This is a genomic window from Streptomyces sp. TOM-9 (assembly GCF_056858595.1).
Map to the genome: position 1 here is coordinate 8,941,120 of NZ_JBXEQB010000001.1, position 24,381 is coordinate 8,965,500.

Annotated in this window: 4 protein-coding genes; 2 read left to right on the top strand and 2 right to left on the bottom strand. The window is 75.1% G+C overall.

All coding sequences use genetic code 11. The features are described 5' to 3' along the window. Positions 1 to 3: 3 nt before the first annotated feature. Both AC1VWI_RS41095 and AC1VWI_RS41100 read right to left on the bottom strand, forming a co-directional pair. Entirely contained in the window at positions 4 to 1,065 is a 1,062-nt protein-coding gene (locus AC1VWI_RS41095) for a FecCD family ABC transporter permease (RefSeq protein WP_499516158.1), read from the bottom strand. A gap of 2 nt (positions 1,066 to 1,067) precedes the next feature. After that, positions 1,068 to 2,093, bottom strand: coding sequence for a FecCD family ABC transporter permease (locus tag AC1VWI_RS41100; protein WP_499516159.1), 1,026 nt, complete (start codon positions 2,091 to 2,093; stop codon positions 1,068 to 1,070). A gap of 202 nt (positions 2,094 to 2,295) precedes the next feature. Between AC1VWI_RS41100 and AC1VWI_RS41105 the strand changes: the two genes are divergently transcribed. Further along, on the top strand, positions 2,296 to 24,168 hold the full coding sequence (locus AC1VWI_RS41105) for a non-ribosomal peptide synthase/polyketide synthase (protein WP_499517034.1): 21,873 nt from the start codon (positions 2,296 to 2,298) through the stop codon (positions 24,166 to 24,168). Further along, on the top strand, positions 24,165 to 24,371 hold the full coding sequence (locus tag AC1VWI_RS41110; RefSeq protein ID WP_499516160.1) for an MbtH family protein: 207 nt from the start codon (positions 24,165 to 24,167) through the stop codon (positions 24,369 to 24,371). Before AC1VWI_RS41105 ends, AC1VWI_RS41110 begins: the two co-directional genes overlap by 4 nt. Positions 24,372 to 24,381: the final 10 nt, after the last annotated feature.

Sequence of the window (24,381 nt, forward strand, 5' to 3'; positions counted from 1 at the left end):
GGTTCAGCCTCCTGAGCCCGCGCGGTTGGCGCGGATGAGCAGCCAGAGCAGGACCGGCGCGCCGATGACGCCGGTGACGATCCCGACCGGGAGTTCCGTGCCGGGGATCGCTTCACGCGCGATGAGGTCGGACCCCAGGACGACCAGCGCGCCGGTCAGTCCCGAGGCGGCCAACGGCGGCCACGCCGTGCCGGCCATCCGCTGGGCGATCTGCGGGGCGGCCAGCGCCACGAAGGCGACCGGTCCGGCCGCGGCCGTGCCGAAGGCGATCAGCCCGACGCCGATGAGCAGCAGGGCCAGCCGTACCGGCTGCACCGGCGTGCCGAGGCCGGCCGCCACGTCGTCGCCCAGCTGCAGGGTCCGCAGCCGGCGGCCCATGCCGAGGGCGAGGGGCACGAGCACGGCCGTGGCGACCGCGAGTTGCGTGACCTGGTCCCAGGTGCGGCCGTTGAGGTTGCCCACCAGCCAGCCGAGGGCGGCCTGCGCCTCGAACCGCTCGCCGCGCGCGACCAGGTAGTCCGTGGCGCTGGTGCACATCCAGGACACGCCGATGCCGACCAGGATGATGCGGTAGCCGGTGGCACCGCCCTTCCACGCCAGCGCGTACACCAGCAGCGCCGTCACCAGCGCTCCGAGCAGGCCGAGGCCCTGGGTGCCCAGGCCGCCGTCCCAGCCGAGCACGATGCCCGCGACCACGGCGGTCCCCGCGCCCTCGGTCAGCCCGATCATGTCGGGGCTGGCCAGCGGGTTGCGGGTCATGGTCTGGTACAGCGCGCCGGAGATGCCGAAGGCGATGCCGACGAGCAGTCCCGCGAGCGCGCGCGGCAGCCGCAACTCCCGTACGACCAGCACAGTTCCGGGGTCGCCGGCGCCGGTGAGGGCCTTGACCACGTCGGCGAACCCGATGGGGTAGTCCCCGAGGGAGACGCCCCAGCAGAAGAGCAGGAACACCGCGACGACCAGGGCGGCGCACACGGCGACCAGCCGCGGCCGGAGCACTCCGGAGACCGGTGGGGCCGCCAGCCGGAAGGGCCGGCGGCCGCGGAGGGGGGCGAGGGCGGTCATGCTCAGACCTCCGCGAGTTTGCGCCGGCGGACCAGGGCGACGAAGAACGGGCCGCCGATGAAGGCGACGAGCACTCCGGCCTGGACCTCGGTGGGCCGTGCGACGACCCGGCCGAGGATGTCCGCGGTGAGCAGCAGGCACGGGGCGAGCACCGCGGAAAGCGGCAGCAGCCAGCGGTGGTCGGGGCCGATGCCCGCGTGCTGGGCCAGCACCCGGGCGACGTGCGGTACGACCAGGCCGAGGAAGACCACCGGGCCGATCACGGCGACCGACGCGCCCGTGAGAAGCATCACCGCGACGACCCCCTGCAGGCGTACGAGGCCGAGCCGGCGCCCGAGGGACGCGGCCACGTCGTCGCCCAGGGCCAGGCTGTTGAGCGCGGGGGCGGCGGCGAGCGCGAGCACCGCCCCGACCGCCAGGAACGGCAGGATGCTCCGCACGACGGTGCCGTCCTGGTCGGCGAGGGTGCCCGCGGACCAGAAGCGGTAGCGGTCCAGGGCGTCGGGATCGGTGAGGACGATCGCGTTGGTCAGCGAGAACAGCAGGAAGGTGACGGCGACTCCGGCCAGCGCCAGCTTCACCGGCGTCGCGCCCGAACGGCCCGTCCGGCCCAGCAGGAAGACCAGCACGCTGGTGCCGAGCGCGCCGGCGAGGGCGAACCAGATCGTGCCGTACAGCGAGCCGAGCCCGAACAGGGCGATGGCGACGACGATCCCGAAGGACGCGCCCGCGCTGACCCCGAGGATGCCGGGGTCGGCGAGCGGGTTGCGGGTCAGGGCCTGCATGAGTGCGCCGGACAGCCCCAAGGCGGCGCCCGCGGTGAGGCCGAGGACGGTGCGCGGTACGCGGACGGTCCAGACGATGTTGTCCACGAGATGGCTCGAGGGGTGGCCGAAAAGCGCCCGGACGACCTGGTCCGGGGGGATGTCGACGGCACCCAGCCCGATCGACAGCACGCACAGTCCGGCCAGGGTGACGACCGGCAACACGACGAGCAGGGCTGGGCGCAGGTTTCCGCGCGCGGTCACCGGCATGGCTCCACGGCCAGCATCCTTAGGTTAGGCACACCTTAACCCTACCGCCGTGAGCTGTGCGGTCATGCCCCGATGGGGAGGTCTATTAAGTTAGGTAATGCTTACCTTAATATGGCGAGCGGTCACGGCTCGGTCGAGTCGATTCCGCACATAAGGGAAGGCACGGGCACCGGTGTCGGGTAACGAAGAACTGGCGATGGCGGCAAAGGACTTCTGGCGCGAGCGGCTGATTCCGCTCGCACAGGAGACCGTTCTCCCCGTCGACTTCCCCTATCCGCAGCGTCCCGCGGGACCGGCCGCGGTCCGCTCCCGTGCCCTGCCCGGCACGGCCTCGGGTCAGGAACGGCACCTCGCGGCGTACGTCGCCCTGCTCCACCACTACGGCGGCGGGGCCACCGACCTCGTCCTCGCCCACGACGGCCTGCCGCTGCGCGTCGCCCTCACCGCCGACACCACCTTCGCCGGGCTCACCGCGCGGGTGGCCGACGCCGCGGAGCGGGCCCGTGCCCACCGCGCCCCGGCCACCGTCCTCGCCGCCGAGCTGGGCGCCGCGGCGACCCGCGGCGGCGGTCTGCTCTGCAACACCGGCTTCGCCGTCGGCGACTGGGCCGGCGGTCCTCTCGACCTCGAACTGCGGGTGGCGTCCGGCGAGGTCCACGCCGCCTATCACCCGGGCCTCTTCGAGGCCGCCACCGTCGACCGGATCCTCGGCCACTACGCCACCCTCCTCGCCGACGCCACCGCGTACCCCGACCGCGCGGTCGGCGACCTCGCGCTGCTCGACGGGCCGGAGCGGCACCGCGTCCTCCACGAGTGGAACGACACCGACCACGACGTGCCGCTCGCCACCTGGCCCGCCATGTTCGCCGAGCAGGTCCGCACCCGGCCCGACGAGACCGCCCTGGTCTTCGAGGACGTCCGCCTCACCTACGCCGAACTCGACGCCCGCGCCAACCGGCTGGCCCACGCCCTCGTCGCCCGGGGCGCCGGCCCCGAGACGGTGGTGGCACTGGCCGTGCCGCGCTCGGCCGAGCTGATCGTCGCCGAGGTCGCGGTGCTCAAGTCCGGCGCCGCCTACCTGCCGGTCGACACCGACTACCCCGCCGACCGCGTCGCCTACATGCTCGCCGACGCCACGCCGGTGTGCCTCGTCACCACCGCCGAGGTCGCCGCCGACCTGCCCGGCGAGGTGCCCACGCTGCTCTTGGACGCCCCGGACACCGTCGCCGAGCTCGCCGGGCTGCCGGCCCACGACCCCGGGTCCGGCGGCCGGCTGACGGTCGCGAACGCCGCCTACGTCATCTACACCTCCGGCTCCACCGGCCGGCCCAAGGGCGTCGTCCTCTCCCACGCCGGCGTCGCCAAGCTCGTCGCCACCCAGAGCGAGCGCTTCGGCATCGGCCCGCACAGCCGGGTGCTGCAGTTCGCCTCCCCGAGCTTCGACGTCGCCTTCTGGGACCTGTGCCTCGGCCTGCTCTCCGGCGGACGGCTCGTCGTCGTACCCTCCGAACGACGCGTCCCCGGCCCGCCGCTGGCCGACTACGCGAACGCCCACGGCATCACCTTCATGATCCTGCCGCCCGCGCTGCTCGCCGCCATGCCCGACGACGTGCGCCTGCCCGCGGAGGCGACGCTGCTCGCCGGCACCGAGCGCGTCTCGCCCGAACTCGTCGGCCGCTACGCGCGCGGCCGCATGATGTTCAACGCCTACGGCCCGACCGAGGCGACCACCAACTCCACGCTCGGCCTGTGCGATCCCGACACCCCGGCCGGCACCATCGTGCCCATCGGCGTGCCCGATCCCGGCACCCGCGCCTACGTCCTCGACGCCCGGCTGCGGCCGGTCCCCGCCGGTGTCGCGGGAGAGCTCTACCTCGGCGGCGCCGGGCTGGCCCGCGGCTACCTCGGGCGCCCCGACCTGACGGCCGAGCGCTTCGTCGCCGACCCCTTCGGCGAACCGGGGGAGCGGCTGTACCGCACCGGCGACCTCGTGCGCTGGAAGTCCGACGGGCGGATGGAGTTCCTCGGCCGCGTCGACAGCCAGGTCAAGATCCGCGGCTTCCGCATCGAGCCCGGCGAGATCGAGTCGGTGCTGCGCGCCCACCCCGGCGTCGCCCAGGCCGCCGTCGTCGTCCGCGAGGACCGGCCCGGCGACCGGCGGCTGGCCGCTTACGTCGTGCCGTCGCTCGACGCCGACGCCGAGGTCGCCGAGTGGAAGGACCTGCACGAACTCCTTTACTCCGCCGCGGGTTCCGAGGGCTTCCAGGAGAACTTCGCCGGCTGGAACAGCATGTACGACGGGCTGCCCATCCCGCTCGCCGACATGCGCGAGTGGCGGACGGCCACCGTCGAGCGCATCGCCGCGCTCGCGCCGCGCCGCGTCCTGGAGATCGGCGTCGGCAGCGGCCTGCTGCTGTCCCGCCTGGCCCCCGGCTGCGAGGCGTACTGGGGCACCGACGTCTCCGAGGAGGCCGTCGCCGCGCTGCGCGCCCAGATCCGCGACGTACCGGAACTCGCCGGTCGCGTCGAGCTGTCGGCCCGCCCCGCGCACGACACCACCGGACTGCCCGAGGGCCACTTCGATGTCGTCGTCATCAACTCCGTCGCCCAGTACTTCCCGGGCGCCGACTACCTCCAGGACGTGCTGCGCAAGGCCGCCGCGCTGCTCGCCCCCGGCGGTGCGATCTTCGTCGGCGACGTGCGCAACCTGCGGCTGCTGCGCACCCTGCGCGCCGCCGTGGAGAGCCGCCGCGGTGCCGGCGACGAGGGCGCCGCCGGTGACGCCGCCGACAAGGAGGCCTTGCGCGCCGCCGTCGACCGCTCGGTGGCGTGGGAGGGCGAACTCCTCGTCGACCCGGACTGGTTCGCGGGTCTCGACGGTTTCGCCGCCCAGGTGCGCGTCAAGCGCGGCGTCCACCACAACGAGCTGACCCGCTACCGCTACGACGTCGAACTGCGCCCGGCACCCACCTCGGTGGAGCCGGACACGGGTGACGAAATCGCCTGGGCGGCCCTCGGCGGCCTCGACGCCCTGGACGCCCGGCTCGCCGCGCGCCCGGAGCGGCTGCGCGTCACCGCCGTGCCCAACGCCCGCCTCACCGAGGACCTCGACGCCCTCGCCGTCCTCGACGACAGCAGCCGCCCCGGCGCAGACGGCGCCGGCAGCGTCGATCCTGAATCGCTGCACGAACTCGCCGCGCGGCACGGCCTGTCCGCCGCCCTGACCTGGACCGGGGACGCCGACGACGGCAGCGTCGACGCCGTCTTCACCGCCGAGGGCGCCGACCCGGGCCCGCTGTACCGGCCCGGCGGCGGCCGCCCGTTCGCCAACCGGCCCGCGCCCTTCCGCGACGTCACCGCGCTGATGCGCACGCTGCGCGCGCACGCCGCCGAATTCCTGCCGGAGTACATGGTCCCCGCGGCCCTCGTGCCCCTGGACCGGCTGCCGGTGACGCCCAGCGGCAAGCTCGACGGCGCCGCCCTGCCCGTCCCCGACTACGCCGCCCTCAGCTCGGGCCGCGCCCCGCGCGACCCCCGCGAGGAGCTGCTGTGCGCCCTGTACGCGCAGGCCCTCGGTGTGCGGACCGTCACGATCGACGACGACTTCTTCGCGCTCGGCGGCGACAGCATCGTGGCGATCCAACTGCTCGTCCTCGCCCGCCGCGCCGGCCTGCGCCTCACCCCGCGCGACGTGTTCCGGCACCGCACCGTCGCCGCGCTCGCCGAGGTCGCCGAGGAAGGCGGCCCGGACGACGCCACCGCGGAGGAGCAGGCCGCGCCCCTGCTGTCCCTGACGGACGCCGAACTGGCCGCCGTGCGCGGCGACCTCGCGGTCACCGTCGACGAGGTGCTGCCGCTCGGCCCGCTGCAGGAGGGCTTCTTCTTCCACGCCCTCGTCGACGGCGCCGACCACGACGCCTACGTCGTGCAGCAGGCCGTGGAGCTGTCCGGCCCCGTCGACGGCGCAGCGCTGCGTCGCGCCATGGAACGGCTCCTGGAGCGGCACGCTCCGCTGCGCGCCTGCTTCCGCCAGCTCCCCGACGGCCGGCCCGTCCAGGTCGTCACCAGTGGCGCCGTGCTGCCCTGGCGCGAGGTCGACCTGTCCGCGCAGGAGGACGGCGTGCGCCGCGGCCTCGCGGACGCCGTCGCCGCCGACGAGCGGTCCCGGCCCTTCGACCTCGCCCGGCCGCCGCTGCTGCGCTGCGCGCTCGTCCGCCTGGGCGCGGACCGCAGCCGCCTGCTGCTGACGTTCCACCACATCGTCGCGGACGGCTGGTCGCTGCCCGTCCTCCACCGCGAGCTGATGGCCCTGTACGCGGACGACCCGGCGCCGCTGCCCGCGGTGCCCGCGTACGCCGGCTACCTGCGCCGCATCGCCGCCGCCGACCGGGACGCCGCCCGCACCGCGTGGCGTACCGCGCTCGCCGGGCTCGAAGGCCCGACGCGCCTGGTGGACGCGCCCGCGGACGGCGGCCCGGTGGAGCCCGCGCAGATCCGCGTGGAGCTCTCCGAGCGCGTCACGGCCCGCCTCGCGGCCCGTGCCCGCGAGCTCGGCGTCACCCTCGGCACCGTCGTGCAGGGCGCCTGGGGCCTGCTGCTGGGCCGGCTGACCGGACAGCAGGACGTCGTGTTCGGCACCACCGTCTCCGGCCGCGACGCCGCCGTCGACGGCATCGACTCCATGGTCGGCCTGTTCATCAACACCCTGCCGACCCGGCTCGCCTGGGACCCGGCCACCGGCCTCGGCACGCTGCTGCGCCGCCTCCAGGACGAGCAGAGCACCCTGCTGGACCACCAGCACCTCGGCCTCGCCGAGATCCAGCGGGCCGCCGGGCACGCGGGCGGCAGCGAACTCTTCGACACCCTCGTCGTCTTCGAGAACTACCCCGCCGAGACCGGCCTCGCCGACCCCTCGGGCACCGTGCGCGTCAGCGGCCACGCGTTCCACGACACCGTGCACTATCCGCTCGCGCTCATCGTGAAGCCCGGCCGCCGCATGGACCTGCGGCTCAAGCACCACGTGCGCCGGATCGACGCCGAGGCCGTCCGCGCCCTCGGCGACCGGCTCACGCTGCTGCTGGAAGCCATCGCCGACGACCCCGGCCGCCCGGTCGGCTCCGTCGACCTGCTCACCCCGCACGAGCACGCCACCGCCCACCTCGACGGCGCCGCCCGCGACGTCCCGGCGACGACGCTGCCCGCCGCCATCGCCGCGCAGACCGCCCGTACCCCCGGCGCGACCGCCGTCGTGTACGGCGACACCACCCTGACGTACGCCGAACTCGACGCGCGCGCCGAGGCGCTGGCCGCGCGGCTGCGCGCCCGCGGCGCCGGCCCCGAGGGCTTCGTCGCCGTCACCGTCCCGCGTTCGGCGGAACTGATGGTGGCGCTGCTCGGCGTCCTCAAGTCCGGCGCGGCCTACCTGCCCGTCGACCTGGACTACCCCGCCGAGCGCGTCGCCTACATGCTCGCCGACTCAGGCGCCACCACCGTCGTCACCACGGCGGCCGACGCCCCGCGGCTGCCCGCCGTGGAGGGCCTGACACCGCTGCTGGTCGACGCCCCCGCCGAAGACGCCCAGGTGAACGGTGCGGGTGCGGCGGCCCGGCCCGACGACCCGGCGTACCTGATCTACACCTCCGGCTCCACCGGCCGCCCCAAGGGCGTCGTCGTCACCCACCGCGCCGTCGTCAACCGCCTCGCCTGGACGCAGGGCGAGTACGGCCTGACGGCCGACGACCGCGTCCTGCAGAAGACCCCGTCCAGCTTCGACGTCAGCGTGTGGGAGTTCTTCTGGCCGCTGTGCGAGGGCGCCGCCGTCGTCCTCGCCCGGCCCGACGGGCACCGCGACCCGGTCCACCTCGCCGGGCTCGTCCGCGAACAGCGCATCACCACCATGCACTTCGTGCCCTCCATGCTGGAGGCGTTCCTCAGCACGCCGGAGGTGACCGCCGACGCCTCGTGGGCGGCGAGCCTGCGTCGCGTGCTCAGCAGCGGCGAGGCCCTGCCCGGCGCCGCCGCCGCGCGCTGGCAGGCGCTCACCGGGGTGCCGCTGCACAACCTCTACGGGCCCACCGAGGCCGCCGTCGACGTCACCCACCACGCCTTCGACGGCGCCCCGGACACCACCGTGCCCATCGGCCGCCCGGTGTGGAACACGGGCCTGCGCGTGCTGGACGCCTGCCTGCGCCCGGTGCCGGACGGCGTGCCCGGCGAGCTCTACCTGACCGGAGTGCAGCTCGCCCGCGGCTACCACGGCCGCTCCGCGCTCACCGCCGAGCGTTTCGTCGCCGACCCGTACGGCGCGCCCGGCGAGCGGATGTACCGCACCGGCGACCTCGTGCGCCGGCGTTGGGGGTCCCCCCGGACGGAGGCTGGGGGAGGTGTCCTGGAGTACCTGGGCCGCACCGACCGCCAGGTCAAGCTGCGCGGCAACCGCATCGAGCCCGGCGAGACCGAGGCCGCCCTCGTACGGCTCCCGCAGGTCGCCCAGGCCGCGGTGACCGTGCGCGAGCAGCGCCTCGTGGCGTACGTCGTCCCGACGCGCGACTGCCGCCCGGACACCGCCGCCCTGCGCGCCGCCGTGGCCGAGCTGCTGCCCGCGCCGCTCGTCCCGGACGCCTTCGTCGTGCTGGACGCGCTGCCGCTGACCCCCAGCGGCAAGCTCGACCGCGCCGCGCTGCCCGCGCCCGAGGCCGAGCGCGCCCCCGCCCGCGCCCCGCGCACCGACCGCGAGCGGACGCTGACGGAGGTCTTCGCGGCCGTCCTCGGCCTGCCGGACACCGGCCCCGACGACGACTTCTTCCTCCTCGGGGGCGACAGCATCAGCTCCATAGGCGTCGCCAGCCGCGCCCGCGCCGCCGGTCTCGAACTGACCCCGCGCGACGTCTTCGAGCACCGCACCCCCGCCGCCCTCGCCCTGGCCGCCCGCACCGGCGCCACCGCCCCGGAGCGCACCGGCCCCGTCCGCCCCGAGCTGACGCCCGGGGAGACCGAGCGCGTCCACCGCACCGCCGGGGGAGCCGTCGCCGAGATCTGGCCGCTCGCCCCGCTCCAGGAAGGCCTGTTCTTCCACTCCGCCTACGACGACGGCGCCCTGGACGTCTACACCGTCCACGAGACCTTCGACTTCGCCGAGCGCCTGGACGAGGACCGGCTGCGCGCCGCCGCCCGCACCCTGCTCGACCGCAACCCGGGGCTCCGCGCCGGGTTCACCAGCGACGGGCTGCGCCAGCCGGTGCAGTTCATCGTCGCCGAGCCCGAAGTGCCGCTGGAGACCGTCGACCTGTCGGAACTGCCCGCCGCCGAGCAGGAGGTGCGGCTGCGCGCCCTGATGGACGAGGAGCGCACCCGCCGCTTCGACCTGTCCGCGCCGCCCCTGTTCCGCATGCTGCTCGTACGCCGCGGCGCGGAGCACGGCGACCGCCTCGTCATCGGCCGCCACCTGATCCTGTGGGACGGCTGGTCCGCCTGGCTCTTCCTCGACCAGCTCTTCGCCCTCTACGCGACGGGCGGCGACGACGCCGGCCTGCCGCGCCCCGGCTCCTACGGGGACTACCTGGCCTGGCTCGGCACCCAGGACGACGCCGCCGCGACCGCCGCCTGGCGCGCCGCGCTGGCCGGCCTGGAGGAGCCCACCCTGCTCGTCCCGGCCGTCGCCGACGCGGGCCTGGAACCCGTCATCCCCGAGCAGCTGGACGCGGTGCTCCCCGCGGAGCTCGGCGACTCGCTGCGCGAGCGGGCCCGCGCCCACGGCCTCACCCTCAACACGGTGCTCAACGCCGCCTGGGGCCTGACCCTGGCCTCCGCGACCGGCCGCACCGACGTCGTGTTCGGTACGACCGTCGCGGGCCGGCCGACCGAGGTGCCGGACGTCGGACACGTCATCGGCATGTTCCTCAACACCGTTCCCGCCCGCGTCCACCTCGACCCGGCGGAGCCCGTCCTGGACCTGCTGCGGCGCATCCAGGGCGAGCGCCTGGAACTCATGCCGTACGAGTACCTGGGCCTCGGTGTGCTGCAGGCCGAGACCGGTCACCGGCGGCTGTTCGACACCCTCTTCGTGCTGCGCAACAACGACACCGAGGACCGGCTGGAGCGGCTGCGCACCGAGCACGGCGCCACCGCCGTCGCCAACGTCGACGCCACGCACTACCCCGTCAACCTGATCGTGACGCCGGGGCAGCGCGTCCTCGTCACGCTCGCGCACCGGCCTGACGTCGTCCCGCACGAGACCGCCCGCGCGCTGCTGGACCGCTTCACCCTCCTTCTGGAGCGCTTGGCGCAGGACCTGACGGCCCCCGTCGGCGGTCTCGACCCGCTGCTGCCCGCCGAACACGCCGCCCTGGAGCGGGAGTGGGCCGTCAGCCGCGTCCCGGAGCCCACCGAGACCATCGCCGACCTCCTCGCCGCGCAGGCCGCCCGCACCCCGGACGCGACCGCCCTCGTCTTCGGCGAGCGCACCCTCACCTACGCCGGACTCGACGCGGCCGTGAACCGCACGGCCCGGCTGCTGCTGGCCCGCGGCGCGGGCCCGGAGAAGGTCGTCGCGCTGGGCCTGCCCCGCTCCGCCGAGATGGTCGTGGCCCTCTTCGCGGTGCTGCGGACCGGCGCCGCCTACCTGCCGCTGGAGCTGGACCACCCGGCCGACCGGCTCTCGTTGATGCTGGAGGACGCCCGGCCGCTGCTGCTCCTGACCAACGCCGCCGTCTCCGCCACCCTGGACGCCCGCACCCCGCGCGTCCTGCTCGACGATCCGTCCGTCGCCGCCGAGCTGGCGGAGCTGTCCGAGGCCCCGGTCGTCGCGAGCTTCAGCCTGGAGCACCCCGCGTACGTCATCTACACCTCGGGCTCCACCGGCCGCCCCAAGGGCGTCGTCACCCCCTACCGGGGCCTGACGAACATGCAGCTCAACCACCAGAAGGAGATCTTCGAACCGGCGATCGCCGCGGCGGGGGGCCGGCGGCTGCGCGTCGCGCACACCGTCTCCTTCGCCTTCGACATGTCGTGGGAGGAGCTGCTGTGGCTCGTCGAGGGCCACGAAGTGCACGTCTGCGACGAGGAGTTGCGGCGTGACGCCCACGCGCTGACCGCCTACTGCGAGCGGCACCGCATCGACGTCGTCAACGTCACCCCGACCTACGCCCGGCTGCTCATCGAGGAGGGCCTGCTCGAAGGGCACGTCCCGCCGCTGGTGCTGCTCGGCGGCGAAGCCGTCCCCGAGGCGGTCTGGACGCGGCTGCGCGACACCGAGGGGAGTTACGGCTACAACCTGTACGGCCCCACCGAGTACACCATCAACACCCTCGGCGGCGGCACCCACGACAGCGCCACGCCCACCGTCGGCCGCCCCATCCGCGGCACCCGCGCCCACATCCTCGACGCCTGGCTGCGCCCGGTGCCCGACGGCGTCCCCGGCGAGCTGTACATCGCGGGCATCGGCCTGGCCCGCGGCTACCTGGACCGGCCGGGTCTGACCGCCGAGCGGTTCGTCGCCGACCCCTTCGGCGAGCCCGGCGAGCGGATGTACCGCACCGGCGACCTGGTGCGGCGTAACCCGGATGGGAACCTCGACTTCCTCGGGCGCACCGACGACCAGGTCAAGATCCGCGGCTACCGCGTCGAGCCCGGCGAGATCGAGACCGCCCTCAGCCGCCACCCGCGCGTCTCGCAGGCCGCCGTCGTCGTCCGCGACGACCGGCTGATCGGCTACGTCGTCCCGGCCCCCGCCGACGCCACCGAGCGCGAGTCCACCGAGCGCGCCCAGGTCGGCGAGTGGCAGGAGATCTACTCCGACGAGTACGAGGAGATCTCCACCGCCGTCTTCACCGAGGAGTACGCGGGCTGGGACAGCTCCTACGACGGGCAGCCCATCCCCTTCGAGGACATGCACGAGTGGCGCGAGGCCACCCTCGCCCGCATCCGCGAACTGCGCCCGCGCCGCATCCTGGAGATCGGCGTCGGCTCCGGCCTGCTGCTGTCGCGGCTGGCCCCGGACGCCGATGCGTACTGGGCCACCGACTTCGCCGCCCCCGTCATCCGCAAGATCGGCGAGGAGCTGCGGCGCGATCCGGAGCTGGCCGCCAAGGTGGAGCTGCGCTGCCGTCCCGCCGACGACCTGGAGGGGCTGCCCACCGGGTACTTCGACACGGTCGTCATCAACTCCGTCATCCAGTACTTCCCCAGCGTGGCCTACCTGGAGTCGGTCGTGCAGGGCGCCATGGACCTGCTCGCCCCCGGCGGCGCGCTCTTCGTCGGCGACGTCCGCAACCTGCGGCTGGCCCGCACCTTCCACACCGAGATCCAGCGCGCCCGGGGCACCGACGGAGAGGAGTTCGAGCGGGCCGTGGAACGCGGCCTGCGCCTGGAGAAGGAACTCCTGGTCGACCCGGACTTCTTCGCGCACCTCGGCTACGGCCTCGACCTGCGCACCAAGCGCGGACGTCACCACAACGAGCTGACCCGGCACCGCTACGACGCCGTGCTCTACCGCGGCGAGGCCTCCGTTCGGCTGGGCGAGGAGTCCGTGGTGGCGTGGTCGCCCGGTCTTGCCGAGCGGCTGCGCGAGGAGCGGCCCGAGCGGCTGCGCCTCAGCGGCGTGCCGGACGGCCGCGTCCGTCCGGACGGCGTCGACCCGGAGACCCTGCACGACCTGGCCGCCGACCTCGGCTGCCGCGTGCTCACGACGTGGGGCGCCGAAGCCGGCACCTACGAGGCCGTCTTCGTCCCGGCCGGCACCACCGGTACGACCGCCGGGCTGTACCGGCCGGGCGGCGGCAGCGCCCCGTACGCCAACGACCCGGCCGCGGGCCGCGACGAGAGCGCCCTGGTCCGCGTGCTGCGCGAGGACCTGAAGCGCGAACTGCCCGAGTACATGGTCCCGGCCGCCTTCGTCACCCTCGACCGGCTGCCGATGAACGCCAACGGCAAGCTCGACGTGCGGGCGCTGCCCGACGCCGAGCCGGCCGTGGCGCTCGGCGGCGGACGCGGACCGCGCACCCCGCAGGAAGAGGTGCTGTGCCGCCTCTTCGCCGAGGTGCTGGCCCTGCCGTCGGTGGGCGCCGAGGACAGCTTCTTCGACCTGGGCGGCCACTCGCTGCTCGCCACCCGCCTGGTCAGCCGGGCCCGCACCGAGCTCGGCGCCGAACTCGCCATCCGCGACCTCTTCGAGGCCCCGACGCCCGCCCGGCTCGCGGAGCGCGCCGACGCCGGACGGCCCGCCCGCCCCGCGCTCACCGCGGCCGCCGAACGGCCCGCCCTCGTCCCGCTCTCCGCCGCGCAGCGCCGCCTGTGGCTGGTGGAAGGCCTCACCGGCGGCGGCGCCGCGTACAACTTCCCGCTCGTCTTCCGGCTGCGCGGCGCCCTGGACACCGACGCACTGCGCCGGGCCCTTGGCGACGTCGCGGCCCGCCACGAGGCGCTGCGCACCCTGATCGGCGAGCAGGACGGCGAGCCGTACCAGCGGATCGTCCCCGCGGCCGAAGCCCTGCCGGGGTTCAGCGTCGCCGAGTGCGCCGAGTCCGACCTCCCCGGGCTGATCGAGGCGGCCCAGCGCCGCCCGTTCGACCTGACGGAACACCTGCCGCTGCGCTGCGAGGTGTTCCGGGTCGGCGCCGACGACCACGTGGTGGCCGTGGTGCTGCACCACATCACCACCGACGAGTGGTCCGACCGCCCCTTCATGGCGGACCTGACCGCCGCCTACACCGCCCGCGCCGCGGGCTCCGCCCCGGCCTGGCAGCCGCTGCCCGTCCAGTACGCGGACTACACCCTGTGGCAGGAGCGCCTGCTCGGCACCGTCGGTGACACGCAGCTCGCCTACTGGACCGACCGGTTGCGTGACCTGCCCGAGGAGCTGGCGCTGCCGCTCGACCGGCCGCGTCCCGCCGCGCCCACCGGCGCCGGCGCGATCGTGCGCGGTGAGGTGCCCGTGGGGCTGGGCCGGGAACTGCGGGAGCTGTCCTCCGCGACCGGCACCAGCATGTTCATGCTGTTCCAGGCCGCGACCGCCGCGCTGCTGCACCGGCTCGGCGCGGGCGAGGACGTCCCGCTCGGCGCGCCCATCGCCGGCCGTACCGACAGCGGTCTCGACGACCTCGTCGGCTTCTTCGTCAACACCCTCGTGATGCGCACCGACCTGTCCGGCAACACACTGACGTTCCGTCAGTTGCTCGGCCGGGTGCGCGAGTCGGCCCTTGAGGCCTTCGAGCACCAGGACATGCCCTTCGACCGGGTCGTGGAGGCGGTGAACCCGCCCCGCGTAGCGGGCCGCAACCCGCTGTTCCAGGTGATGCTGGGCTACCACCACCGCCCCGACGGCGACCCCGACGTCTTCGGGCTGCCCACCGAGTGGTTCGACATGGACACCGGCACGGCCAAGTTCGACCTCGACTTCACCTTCGTCGACCACGGCGAGGCACACCCACTGGCTCTGCTGCTGGAGTACGCGACCGACCTGGCCGACGAGGCCACCGCCGCGCTGCTCGTCGCCCGCCTGGTCCTGCTGCTGCGGCAGGCCGCGGCCCACCCGGACCTCCCGCTGGCGGAGTTCGACCTGCTCACGCCCGCCGAGCACGAGGCCGCCGCCGTCGCCTGGAACGACACGACGCGGCACGGAGCGGAGACCCGGGCGGTGCCCGAGATCCTCGCCGACACCGTACGGGCCCACCCGGAGCGGACGGCCCTGGTGACCGCCTCCGGCACGCTGACCTTCGCCGAACTGGGCGTCCGCGTCGACTCCGTCGCCGCCCTGGTCCGTGCGCACGGCGCGGCCGAGGGCACGGTGGTGGCCCTCGCGCTGCGGCGGCACGCCATGGTCCCGGCGATCCTCGCCGTGCTCGCCTCGGGCGCCGCCTACCTGCCGCTCGATCCCGCCCTGCCCGCCGACCGGCTGGAGTTCATGCTCCGCGACGCAGGCCCGGTCTGCCTGCTCACCACCGCCGACCTCGCCGAACGCCTCCCGGCCACGCCGGGCGTCGCGCGGCTGCTGCTCGACGGGCCACTGCCCGAGGCCGAGTTCGCACACCCCGCCGGGTACCCGCCGCCGAGTGCCGCGTACACCATCTACACCTCCGGCTCCACCGGCACCCCCAAGGGCGTCATCGGCACCCACCGGGGCCTGTCCAACCTCTTCGGCGCCCACCTGCGCGACATGGTCGAACCGGCTGTCCGTGCCACCGGCCGCGCGGTCCTGAAGGCCGCGCACACCGCGTCGTTCAGCTTCGACGCCTCCTGGGACCCGCTGCTGTGGCTGCTGGCCGGCCACGAACTGCACGTCGTGGACGAGACGACGATGACGGAACCGGCCGCGCTCCTCGCGCACCTGGCGGAGACCGGCGCCGACTACGTCGACCTCACCCCGACCTACCTGGGCGAGCTGACCCACCACGGTTTCCTCGCCGCGGGCGGCTACGCGCCCGCCGTCCTCACCGTCGGCGGCGAGGCCACCCCGCCCGGCCTGTGGCAGCGGCTGTCCGGGCTCCCCGGCACCCAGGTGCACGACCTGTACGGGCCCACCGAAGCCTCCGTCGACGCCTACGGTCGCCACAGCGGCGCACCGGAGTGGGCGGCGCCGCTGGACAACACCCGCGCGTACGTCCTCGACGAGCGGCTGCGCCCGGCACCGCTCGGTGTGGCCGGCGAGCTCTACCTCGCCGGAGCGGGCCTGGCCCGCGGCTACCTCGGCCGGCCGGACCTGACCGCCGAGCGGTTCGTCGCCGACCCGTACGGCACCCCCGGCGAGCGCATGTACCGCACGGGCGACCTGGCGCGACGCCGGGCCGACAGCACCCTTGAGTACCTGGGCCGTACCGACGACCAGGTCAAGATCCGCGGCTTCCGTGTGGAGCCCGGCGAGATCGAGTCCGTCCTCACCGCCGATCCCGGTGTGTCCACGGCCGCCGTCGTCGTCCGCGAGGACACCCCCGGCGTGCCGCGCCTCGTCGCGTACGTCGTCCCCGCCCCCGGCCACGAGCCCGACCCGGCCGCGCTGCGCGCCCGTGTCGCCGCCGTGCTGCCCGAGCACATGGTGCCCGCGGCGTTCGTGAACCTGGCGGCCCTGCCGCGCACCGTCAACGGCAAGCTGGACCGGGCCGCGCTGCCCGCCCCCGACCTGTCGTCCGCGGTCGGCGGCCGCCTGCCCCGCACCCCGCGCGAAGAGCTGCTCGCCGAGCAGTTCGCGGCCGTGCTGGGCCTGGAACGGGTCGGCATCGACGACGACTTCTTCGTCCTCGGCGGCCACTCGTTGCTCGCGATGCGTCTGATCAGCCGCATCCGTACCGCGCTCGGCGGCGAGGTCACGATGCGCGCCGTCTTCGACTCGCCCACCGTCGCCCGGCTCGCCACCCTGCTGGACAGCCGGGGCGCCGAGGAGCGTCCGGCCCTGACCGCCGGCCGCGCCCTGCCCGAGCGGCTGCCGCTCTCCTCGGCCCAGCGCCGGCTGTGGCTGCTGCACCAGGTCGATGCCGCCGACCCCTCGTACAACCTCCCGGCCGCCTGGCGCCTGACCGGCGCCCTGGACCGTGCCGCGCTGGAGGCGGCGCTGAACGACCTCGTCGCCCGCCACACCACCCTGCGCACGGTCTTCCCGGCCGTGGACGGCGTGCCCCACCAGCACGTCCTGGCCCCGGAGCAGGCGCGCGTGACGCTCGGCACCGCGACCCCCGACGAACTGCCCCGGATCGCCGCGCGGCCGTTCGACCTGGAGCGCGAACTCCCGCTGCGTGCCCACCTGTCCGCGACCGGTACTGACGAGCACGTACTGCTGCTCGTGCTGCACCACATCGCCACCGACGAGTGGTCCGACCGGGCCCTGCTCGCCGACCTCGGCACCGCCTACGCCGCGCGCGCCGCAGGCCACGGCCCCGACTGGGCCCCGCTGCCGGTGAGTTACGCCGACTACACGCTCTGGCAGCGCGAGCTGCTGGAGCACTCCGGCGACGACCTGCTCGCGTACTGGACCGAGACCCTGCGCGGCCTCCCCGAGGAACTGGCGCTGCCCACCGACCGGCCGCGCCCCCAGGAGTCCTCGCACACCGGCGGCACCGTGGGCTTCACGATCCGGCCCGAGCTGGAACGCTCCCTGCGCGCGCTCGCCCGCCGCGAGGGCGCCAGCATGTTCATGGTCTCCCAGGCCGCCGTCGCCGCCCTGCTGCACCGGCTCGGCGCGGGCGAGGACATCCCGCTCGGCGCGCCCGTCTCCGGGCGCGCGGACGAGCGCCTGGAGGACCTCGTCGGCTTCTTCGTCAACTCCCTCGTGCTGCGGACCGACCTGTCCGGCGCGCCCGGCTTCGCGGAGCTGCTGCGCCGCGTCCGGACCGCCGACCTGGCCGCGTACGAGCACCAGGACCTGCCCTTCGAGCGGCTGGTCGAAGCCCTCAACCCGAGCCGCTCGCTGGCCCGGCATCCGCTCTTCCAGGTGATGGTCGTCCATCTCGCCGAGCGCGCCGGCACCCCCGTGCTGCCGGGCCTCACGGCACGCCCGGAGCCGGTCGGCCAGGACACCGCCAAGTTCGACCTCAGCTTCGACTTCGTCGAGCAGGGCGAGGGCAACGGCATCCAGGGCTGGATCGAGTACAGCGCCGACCTCTTCGACCGGCCGACCGCCGAACTCCTCGCCCGCCGCATGGAACGCCTGCTGGAGCAGGCCGCCGCCGCACCCGAGCGGCCCGTCGGGCACCTGGACGTACTGGAGGACGATGAACGCACCCGCGTCCTGGGGGAGTGGAACGCCACCGGCCACGCCGTGCCCGGCCGCACCCTCCCCGAGCTGTTCCGCGCCCAGGCCGCCGCGACCCCGGCCGCGCCCGCGCTGCTGGTGGAGGACACCCCGGTTGCGTACGCGGAGCTGGACGCCCGCGTCGAACGCCTCGCCCACGTCCTCGCCGGCGCGGGCGTCGGCCCGGAGTCCACGGTGGCCGTCGCGCTGCCGCGCTCGGCGGCCCTGGTCGTCACCCTGCTCGCCGTCCACCGCGCGGGCGGCGCCTACCTGCCGCTCGACACCGACTACCCGGCGGAGCGGCTGGCGTTCATGCTCGCCGACGCCCGCCCGGTGTGCGTGGTGACCACCGACGGCGTCGGCCTGCCGGACACCGACGCGCCGCGCCTCCTGGTCGACGCCGACGGCGCCCCGGCGGCGGACGCCGCCACCGGCCCGCTCCCGCAGGCGTACGACCCGTGCCGGCCCGCCTACGTCATCTACACCTCCGGCTCGACCGGCCGTCCCAAGGGCGTCGTCGTACCGCAGGAGGGCATCGTCAACCGCCTGCTGTGGATGCAGGACACCTACGGCCTGACCGCCGACGACCGCGTGCTGCAGAAGACGCCGTCGAGCTTCGACGTGTCGGTCTGGGAGTTCTTCTGGCCGCTGATCACCGGCGCGACGCTCGTCGTGGCGCGCCCCGAGGGCCACAAGGACCCGGCCTACCTCGCCAGGCTCATCCAGGACAGCGGCGTCACCACGGCGCACTTCGTGCCGTCGATGCTGCGTGCCTTCCTCGACGAGCCGGCCGCGGCCGGCTGCACCGGACTGCGCCGTGTGATCTGCAGCGGCGAGGCGCTGCCCGCCCCGCTCGCCGCCCGTTTCCACGCGGTGCTGGGCACGGCCGGGCTGCACAACCTGTACGGCCCCACGGAGGCGTCCGTCGACGTCACCGCCCACCACGTCACGCCGGGGGCCGGCACCGTCCCCATCGGCCGTCCGGTGTGGAACACCCGCACCTATGTGCTGGACGCCTCGCTGCGCCCGGTTCCCCCTGGCGTGCCGGGTGAGCTGTACCTCGCGGGCGTCCAGCTGGCGCGCGGCTACCTCGGCAGGGCCGGGCTGACCGCCGAGCGGTTCGTCGCCGACCCGTACGGGGAGCCCGGGAGCCGGATGTACCGCACCGGCGACCTGGCCCGCTGGACGCGCGAGGGGGAGCTGGACTACCTGGGCCGCGTCGACGACCAGGTCAAGCTGCGCGGCTTCCGCGTCGAACCGGGTGAGATCGAGGGAGTGCTGTCCGGGCATCCCGCGGTCGCCTCGGCCACCGTCCTGCTGCGCGACGAGCGCCTGGTGGCGTACGTCGTCCCCGCTCCGGGGCAGGACGCCGGCACGGCGACGCTGCGCGCCCACGCGGCCGCCGCGCTGCCGGAGCACATGGTGCCCGCCGCCTTCGTCGTCCTGGACGGACTCCCGCTCACGCCGAACGGCAAGCTCGACCGCGCGGCCCTGCCCGCGCCGGACTTCGCCGCCCAGGTCACCGCGACCGTGCCCCGCACCCCGCGCGAGGAGCGCATGTGCGAGCTCGTCGCTGCCGTCCTCGGCCTCGAACGGGTCGGCGCCGACGACGACTTCTTCACCCTCGGCGGCGACAGCATCGTCGCCATGCAGCTCGTCGTCCGGGCCCGCGCCGCCGGGCTGACGATCACGCCGCGCGACGTCTTCCGCCACAAGACCCCCGCGGGCCTGGCGGCCGTCGCCGTCGACACCGTCCGCGAGGACACGGAGGGCGACACCGAGCTGCTCCCGGATCTCACCGACGCCGAGCGCGCCGAACTCCCCGGCGCCGGAACGGCCGAGTTGCTGCCGCTCACCCCGCTCCAGGCCGGCCTGCTCTTCCACGCCTCCTTCGACTCCGGCGACCAGGGCCCCGACGTCTACACCGTCCAGGTGTCGTACGACATCGAGGGCGAGCCCGACCCCGAGCGGCTGCGCGCCGCGGGGCAGGCCCTGCTCGACCGGCACGAGAGCCTGCGCGCGGGCTTCCGCTACCTCTCCTCCGGCCGCCCGGTGGCCGTCGTGCCGCGCTCGGTGCCGCTGCCGTGGCGCCACGTCGACCTCACCGCCGTCCCGGACGCCGGGCAGGAGTGGGAGCGTCTGCTGCTGCAGGAACGCCGCCGCTTCGACCCCGCCGAACCGCCGCTGCTGCGGCTGCTGCTGGCCCGGACGGGCGAGGGCGCCCACCGCCTCGTCCTGTCCCACCAGCACCTGCTGCTCGACGGCTGGTCGGTGCCCCGCCTGATGGCGGAACTGACCGCCCTCTACGAAGGGACCACCCCGCCCGCCGGCGCCCCCTACCGCGACTACCTGCGCTGGCTCGCCGCGCAGGACACGGCGGCCTCCGCGGCCGCCTGGGCCACGGCCCTGGACGCGCTGGAGGAGGCCACCCACCTGGTGCCCGCCGACGCAGGCCGGGCGCCGGTCGTGCCGCTCACCCACACGGTCGAGGCCGACGAGGAGCTGACGGAGGCGCTGGGCGCGCTCGCCCGGCGTCGTGGGCTCACCGTCAACACCCTCGTGCAGGCCGCCTGGTCGGTCGTGCTGTCCCGGCTGACCGGCCGCGACGACGTGGTGTTCGGTGCGACGGTCGCGGGTCGTCCGCCGGAGCTGGACGGCGTCGAGTCGATGATCGGCCTGTTCATCAACACCGTGCCCGTACGCGTCCGGCTGCGCCCGCAGGAGCCGGTCGGCGCCCTGCTGGACCGCCTCCAGGACGAGCAGTCGCGCCTGCTGCCGCACCAGCACCTGGGCCTGGCCGACATCCAGCGCGGCGCCGGACTCGGCGACCTCTTCGACACGCTGATGGTCTTCGAGTCCTACCCGGTCGCGGAGGAGCCGGAGGAGCCGGGGCTGCGCCTGTCGGTGCGCGAGCACGAGGACTCCACGCACTACCCGTTCGCATGGGCCGTCGAGCCCGACGAACGCCTGCGCCTGACGGCCGAGTTCCGCCCCGACCTGTTCACCCCGGCCGCCGCCGGGCGCATCGCCTCGGCGATGCTCTCCGTCCTGTCGGCGATGGCCGCCGACCCGGACACCGCCGTCGGCCGCATCGACATCCTGGGCGACGCCGACCGGCGCCTGCTGCTGGAGGCCTGGAACGACACGGCCCTGCTCCCGCGGGCCGGCGACGCCACCGTCCCCGCCCTCTTCGCGGCGCAGGCCGCCGCGTCCCCGGACGCGGTCGCCGTCACCGACCCGTCCGTGACGTGGACCTTCGCCGAACTGGCCGCACGTACCGGGCGGCTGGCCCGCGTGCTGGCCGGCGCGGGCGCGGGCCCCGAGGGCATCGTGGCGCTGGCGCTGCCCCGTACCGCCGACCACATCACGGCGATCCTGGCCGTCATGACGGCGGGCGCCGCCTACCTGCCCGTCGACCCCTACCTGCCCGCCGACCGCGTGCTCGACATGCTCGCCGACGCGGCGCCGCGGCTGATCCTCACCACGCGGGAACTCGCCGCGTCCCTGCCGGACACCGGTGTCCCGGTGCTGCACCTGGACGCCCTCGACGGGCTGCCCGAGGCGGCCCCGCAGGCACCGGCCCCCGACCACCCGGCGTACGTCATCTACACCTCGGGCTCGACGGGCCGCCCCAAGGGCGTCGTCGTCACCCAGCGCAGCCTCGCCAACCTCTTCCACAGCCACCGCCACGACCTCCACGACCGCGCCAAGGAACTGACCGGGCGCCGCCACCTGCGGGTCGGCCACGCCTGGTCGTTCTCCTTCGACGCGTCCTGGCAGCCGCAGCTGTGGCTGCTCGACGGCCACGCGCTGCACATCGTGGACGACGAGACGCGCCGCGACGCGGAGCAGCTCGCCGCCCTGATCCGCGCCGAGGGGCTGGACTTCATCGAGGTCACACCGTCGCTGCTCGCCCAGATGGCGGACGCCGGACTGATCCGCGACGGAAACTGCCCGCTGGCGGTGGTCGGCGTCGGCGGCGAGGCCGTGCCGGACGCCCTCTGGTCGCGCCTGGCGGCGCTGGGGTCCACCGAGGCCTTCAACCTGTACGGGCCCACCGAGGCCACCGTCGACGCCCTCGTCGGCCGGGTCGCCGACAGCGACCGGCCCGTCGTCGGCCGCGCCGTGCGGGGCACGCGGGCCTACGTCCTGGACGGCTCGCTGCGCCTGGTCCCGCCCGGCGTCACCGGCGAGCTGTACCTGTCCGGCGCCGGGCTGGCCCGCGGCTACCTGGGCCGGCCCGACCTGACGGCGGAGCGCTTCGTCGCCGACCCGTACGGCCCGCCCGGCGCCCGGATGTACCGCACCGGCGACCTCGCGAGGTGGACCGAGGAGGGGCAGCTGGAGTACGCCGGCCGCTCCGACGACCAGGTCAAGATCCGCGGCTACCGGGTCGAGCTCGCCGAGGTCGAGACCGCCATCGCCGCGCACGGCACCGTGGCCCAGGTCGTCGTCGCCGCCCGCGAGGACCGGCCCCGCGTGCGGCAGCTGGTCGGCTACGTCGTCCCCGCCGAGGGCCGCACCGCCGACCCCGCCGCCCTGCGCGCCCACGTGGCGGCGAGCCTGCCGGAGTACATGGTCCCGGCCGCCGTGGTCGTCCTGGACCGGCTGCCGCTGCTGTCCAACGGCAAGCTGGACCGCAAGGCGCTGCCCGCCCCCGACTTCACCGCGGGCACGGGCGGCCGCAGGCCCGGCAACGACACCGAACGCACCCTGTGCGGCCTGGTCGCCGAGGTGCTGGGACTGCCCGCCGAGGCCGTCGGCACCGACGACGACTTCTTCGCCCTCGGCGGCGACAGCATCGTCGCGATGCAGTTCGTCAGCCGGGCCCGGGCGGCAGGGCTGCGGATCACCCCCCGTCAGGTGTTCCAGCACCGCGACGTGGCCTCGCTCGCCGGGGTCGCCGTCCCGCTCGCGGGCGACGAGCTGGTCCGCACCCACGACGACGGCACGGGCCTCGTCCCGCTCACCCCGATCATGCACGCCCTGCGCGAGCGCGGCGGCCCCATCTGGGGCTACCACCAGGCCGCCTTCCTGCAGACCCCGGCGGACCTGGACGAGGACGGCCTACTGGCGGTCCTGCGCGCCGTGGCCGACCGGCACGACATGCTCCGCGCCCGCCTGGAACGCACCCGCACCCAGCCGTGCCACAAGGGCGACAGGGGCGAGCAGTGGGCGCTGCGCGTGCCCGCCCCGGGCACCGTCGACGTGGCGTCCTGGCTCGCCCGCGCCGACGTCTCGGGCGCGGACGACACCGCGCTGCGGGAGGCGATCTCCGCCCACGCGGTCAGCGCGCGCGCCGGACTCGACCCCGACACCGGCGACATGGTGCGCGCGGTGTGGTTCGACGCCGGGCCCGGACGGCCGGGACGGCTGCTGCTGCTCCTGCACCACCTCGTCGTCGACGGCGTGACCTGGCGCATCCTGCTCCCCGACCTCGAGACCGCCTGGGCGGCCGTCGCGGCGGGCCGCACACCGGAGCTGCCCCCCGTGGACGTCTCCTTCCGCCGCTGGTCCGAACTGCTCACCGCCCGCGCCCTCGACCCCTCCCGCGAGGACGAACTGCCCCGTTGGACCTCGGTCCTCGCGGACGGCGCGGGCCTGCCGCTGGCCCGGCCGCTCGACACGGCACGCGACACCGTGGAGAGCACCCGCTACCTGTCGCTGACCCTGCCTGCCGAGGTCACCGGGCCGCTGCTCGGGCGGGTGCCCGCCGCGTACGGCGCGAGCGTCAACGACGTGCTGCTGACCGCCTTCGCGCAGGCCGTCGCCGACTGGCGCACCCGGCTGCTGGGCGCGGAGCCCGGCACCGCGGTCCTCGTCGACCTCGAAGGCCACGGCCGCGAGGAGGAACTCGCCGGCAACGCCGACCTGTCCCGTACCATCGGCTGGTTCACCAGCGTCGTCCCGGTCCGCCTCGACCCGGGCCCGGCGGGCCTCGACCCCGACGAGGCCGTCGCCCGCGTCCGCGAGCACCTGACGGGCCCGTCCACCGGCGGCGTCGGACACGGCCTGCTGCGGCACCTCAACCCGGTCACCGGTCCGGAACTGGCCCGGCTCGCCGAGCCGCAGATCGAGTTCAACTACATGGGCCGCTTCGACGTCCCCGAGGCCGCCGACTGGTCGTACGCGCCGGAGGGCGACGCCGCCGACCTCGACGCCGACCCCGGGATGCCGATGTCCCACGCCCTCACCCTCAACGCCCTCACCGAGGACCGCCCCGGCGGCCCCGAGCTGAGCGCCCACTGGGCCTACGCCGGCGAACTCCTCACCGAGGAGGCCGTCCGGGATCTGGCGCAGACCTGGTTCCGGGCCCTTGAGGCCCTGGTCACACGGAAGGAAACCACCCGATGAGCACCAACCCCTTCGAGAACCCCGACGGCGTCTACTCCGTCCTGGTCAACGCCGAGGGCCAGCACAGCCTGTGGCCGGACTTCGTCGCCGTCCCGGCCGGCTGGACCGTCGCCCACGGCCCGGCCGCCCGCCAGGAATGCCTGGAGTACATCGAGACCAACTGGACGGACCTGCGCCCGAAGAGCCTCGTCGAGGGCCGGTAGCCGCCCGCAC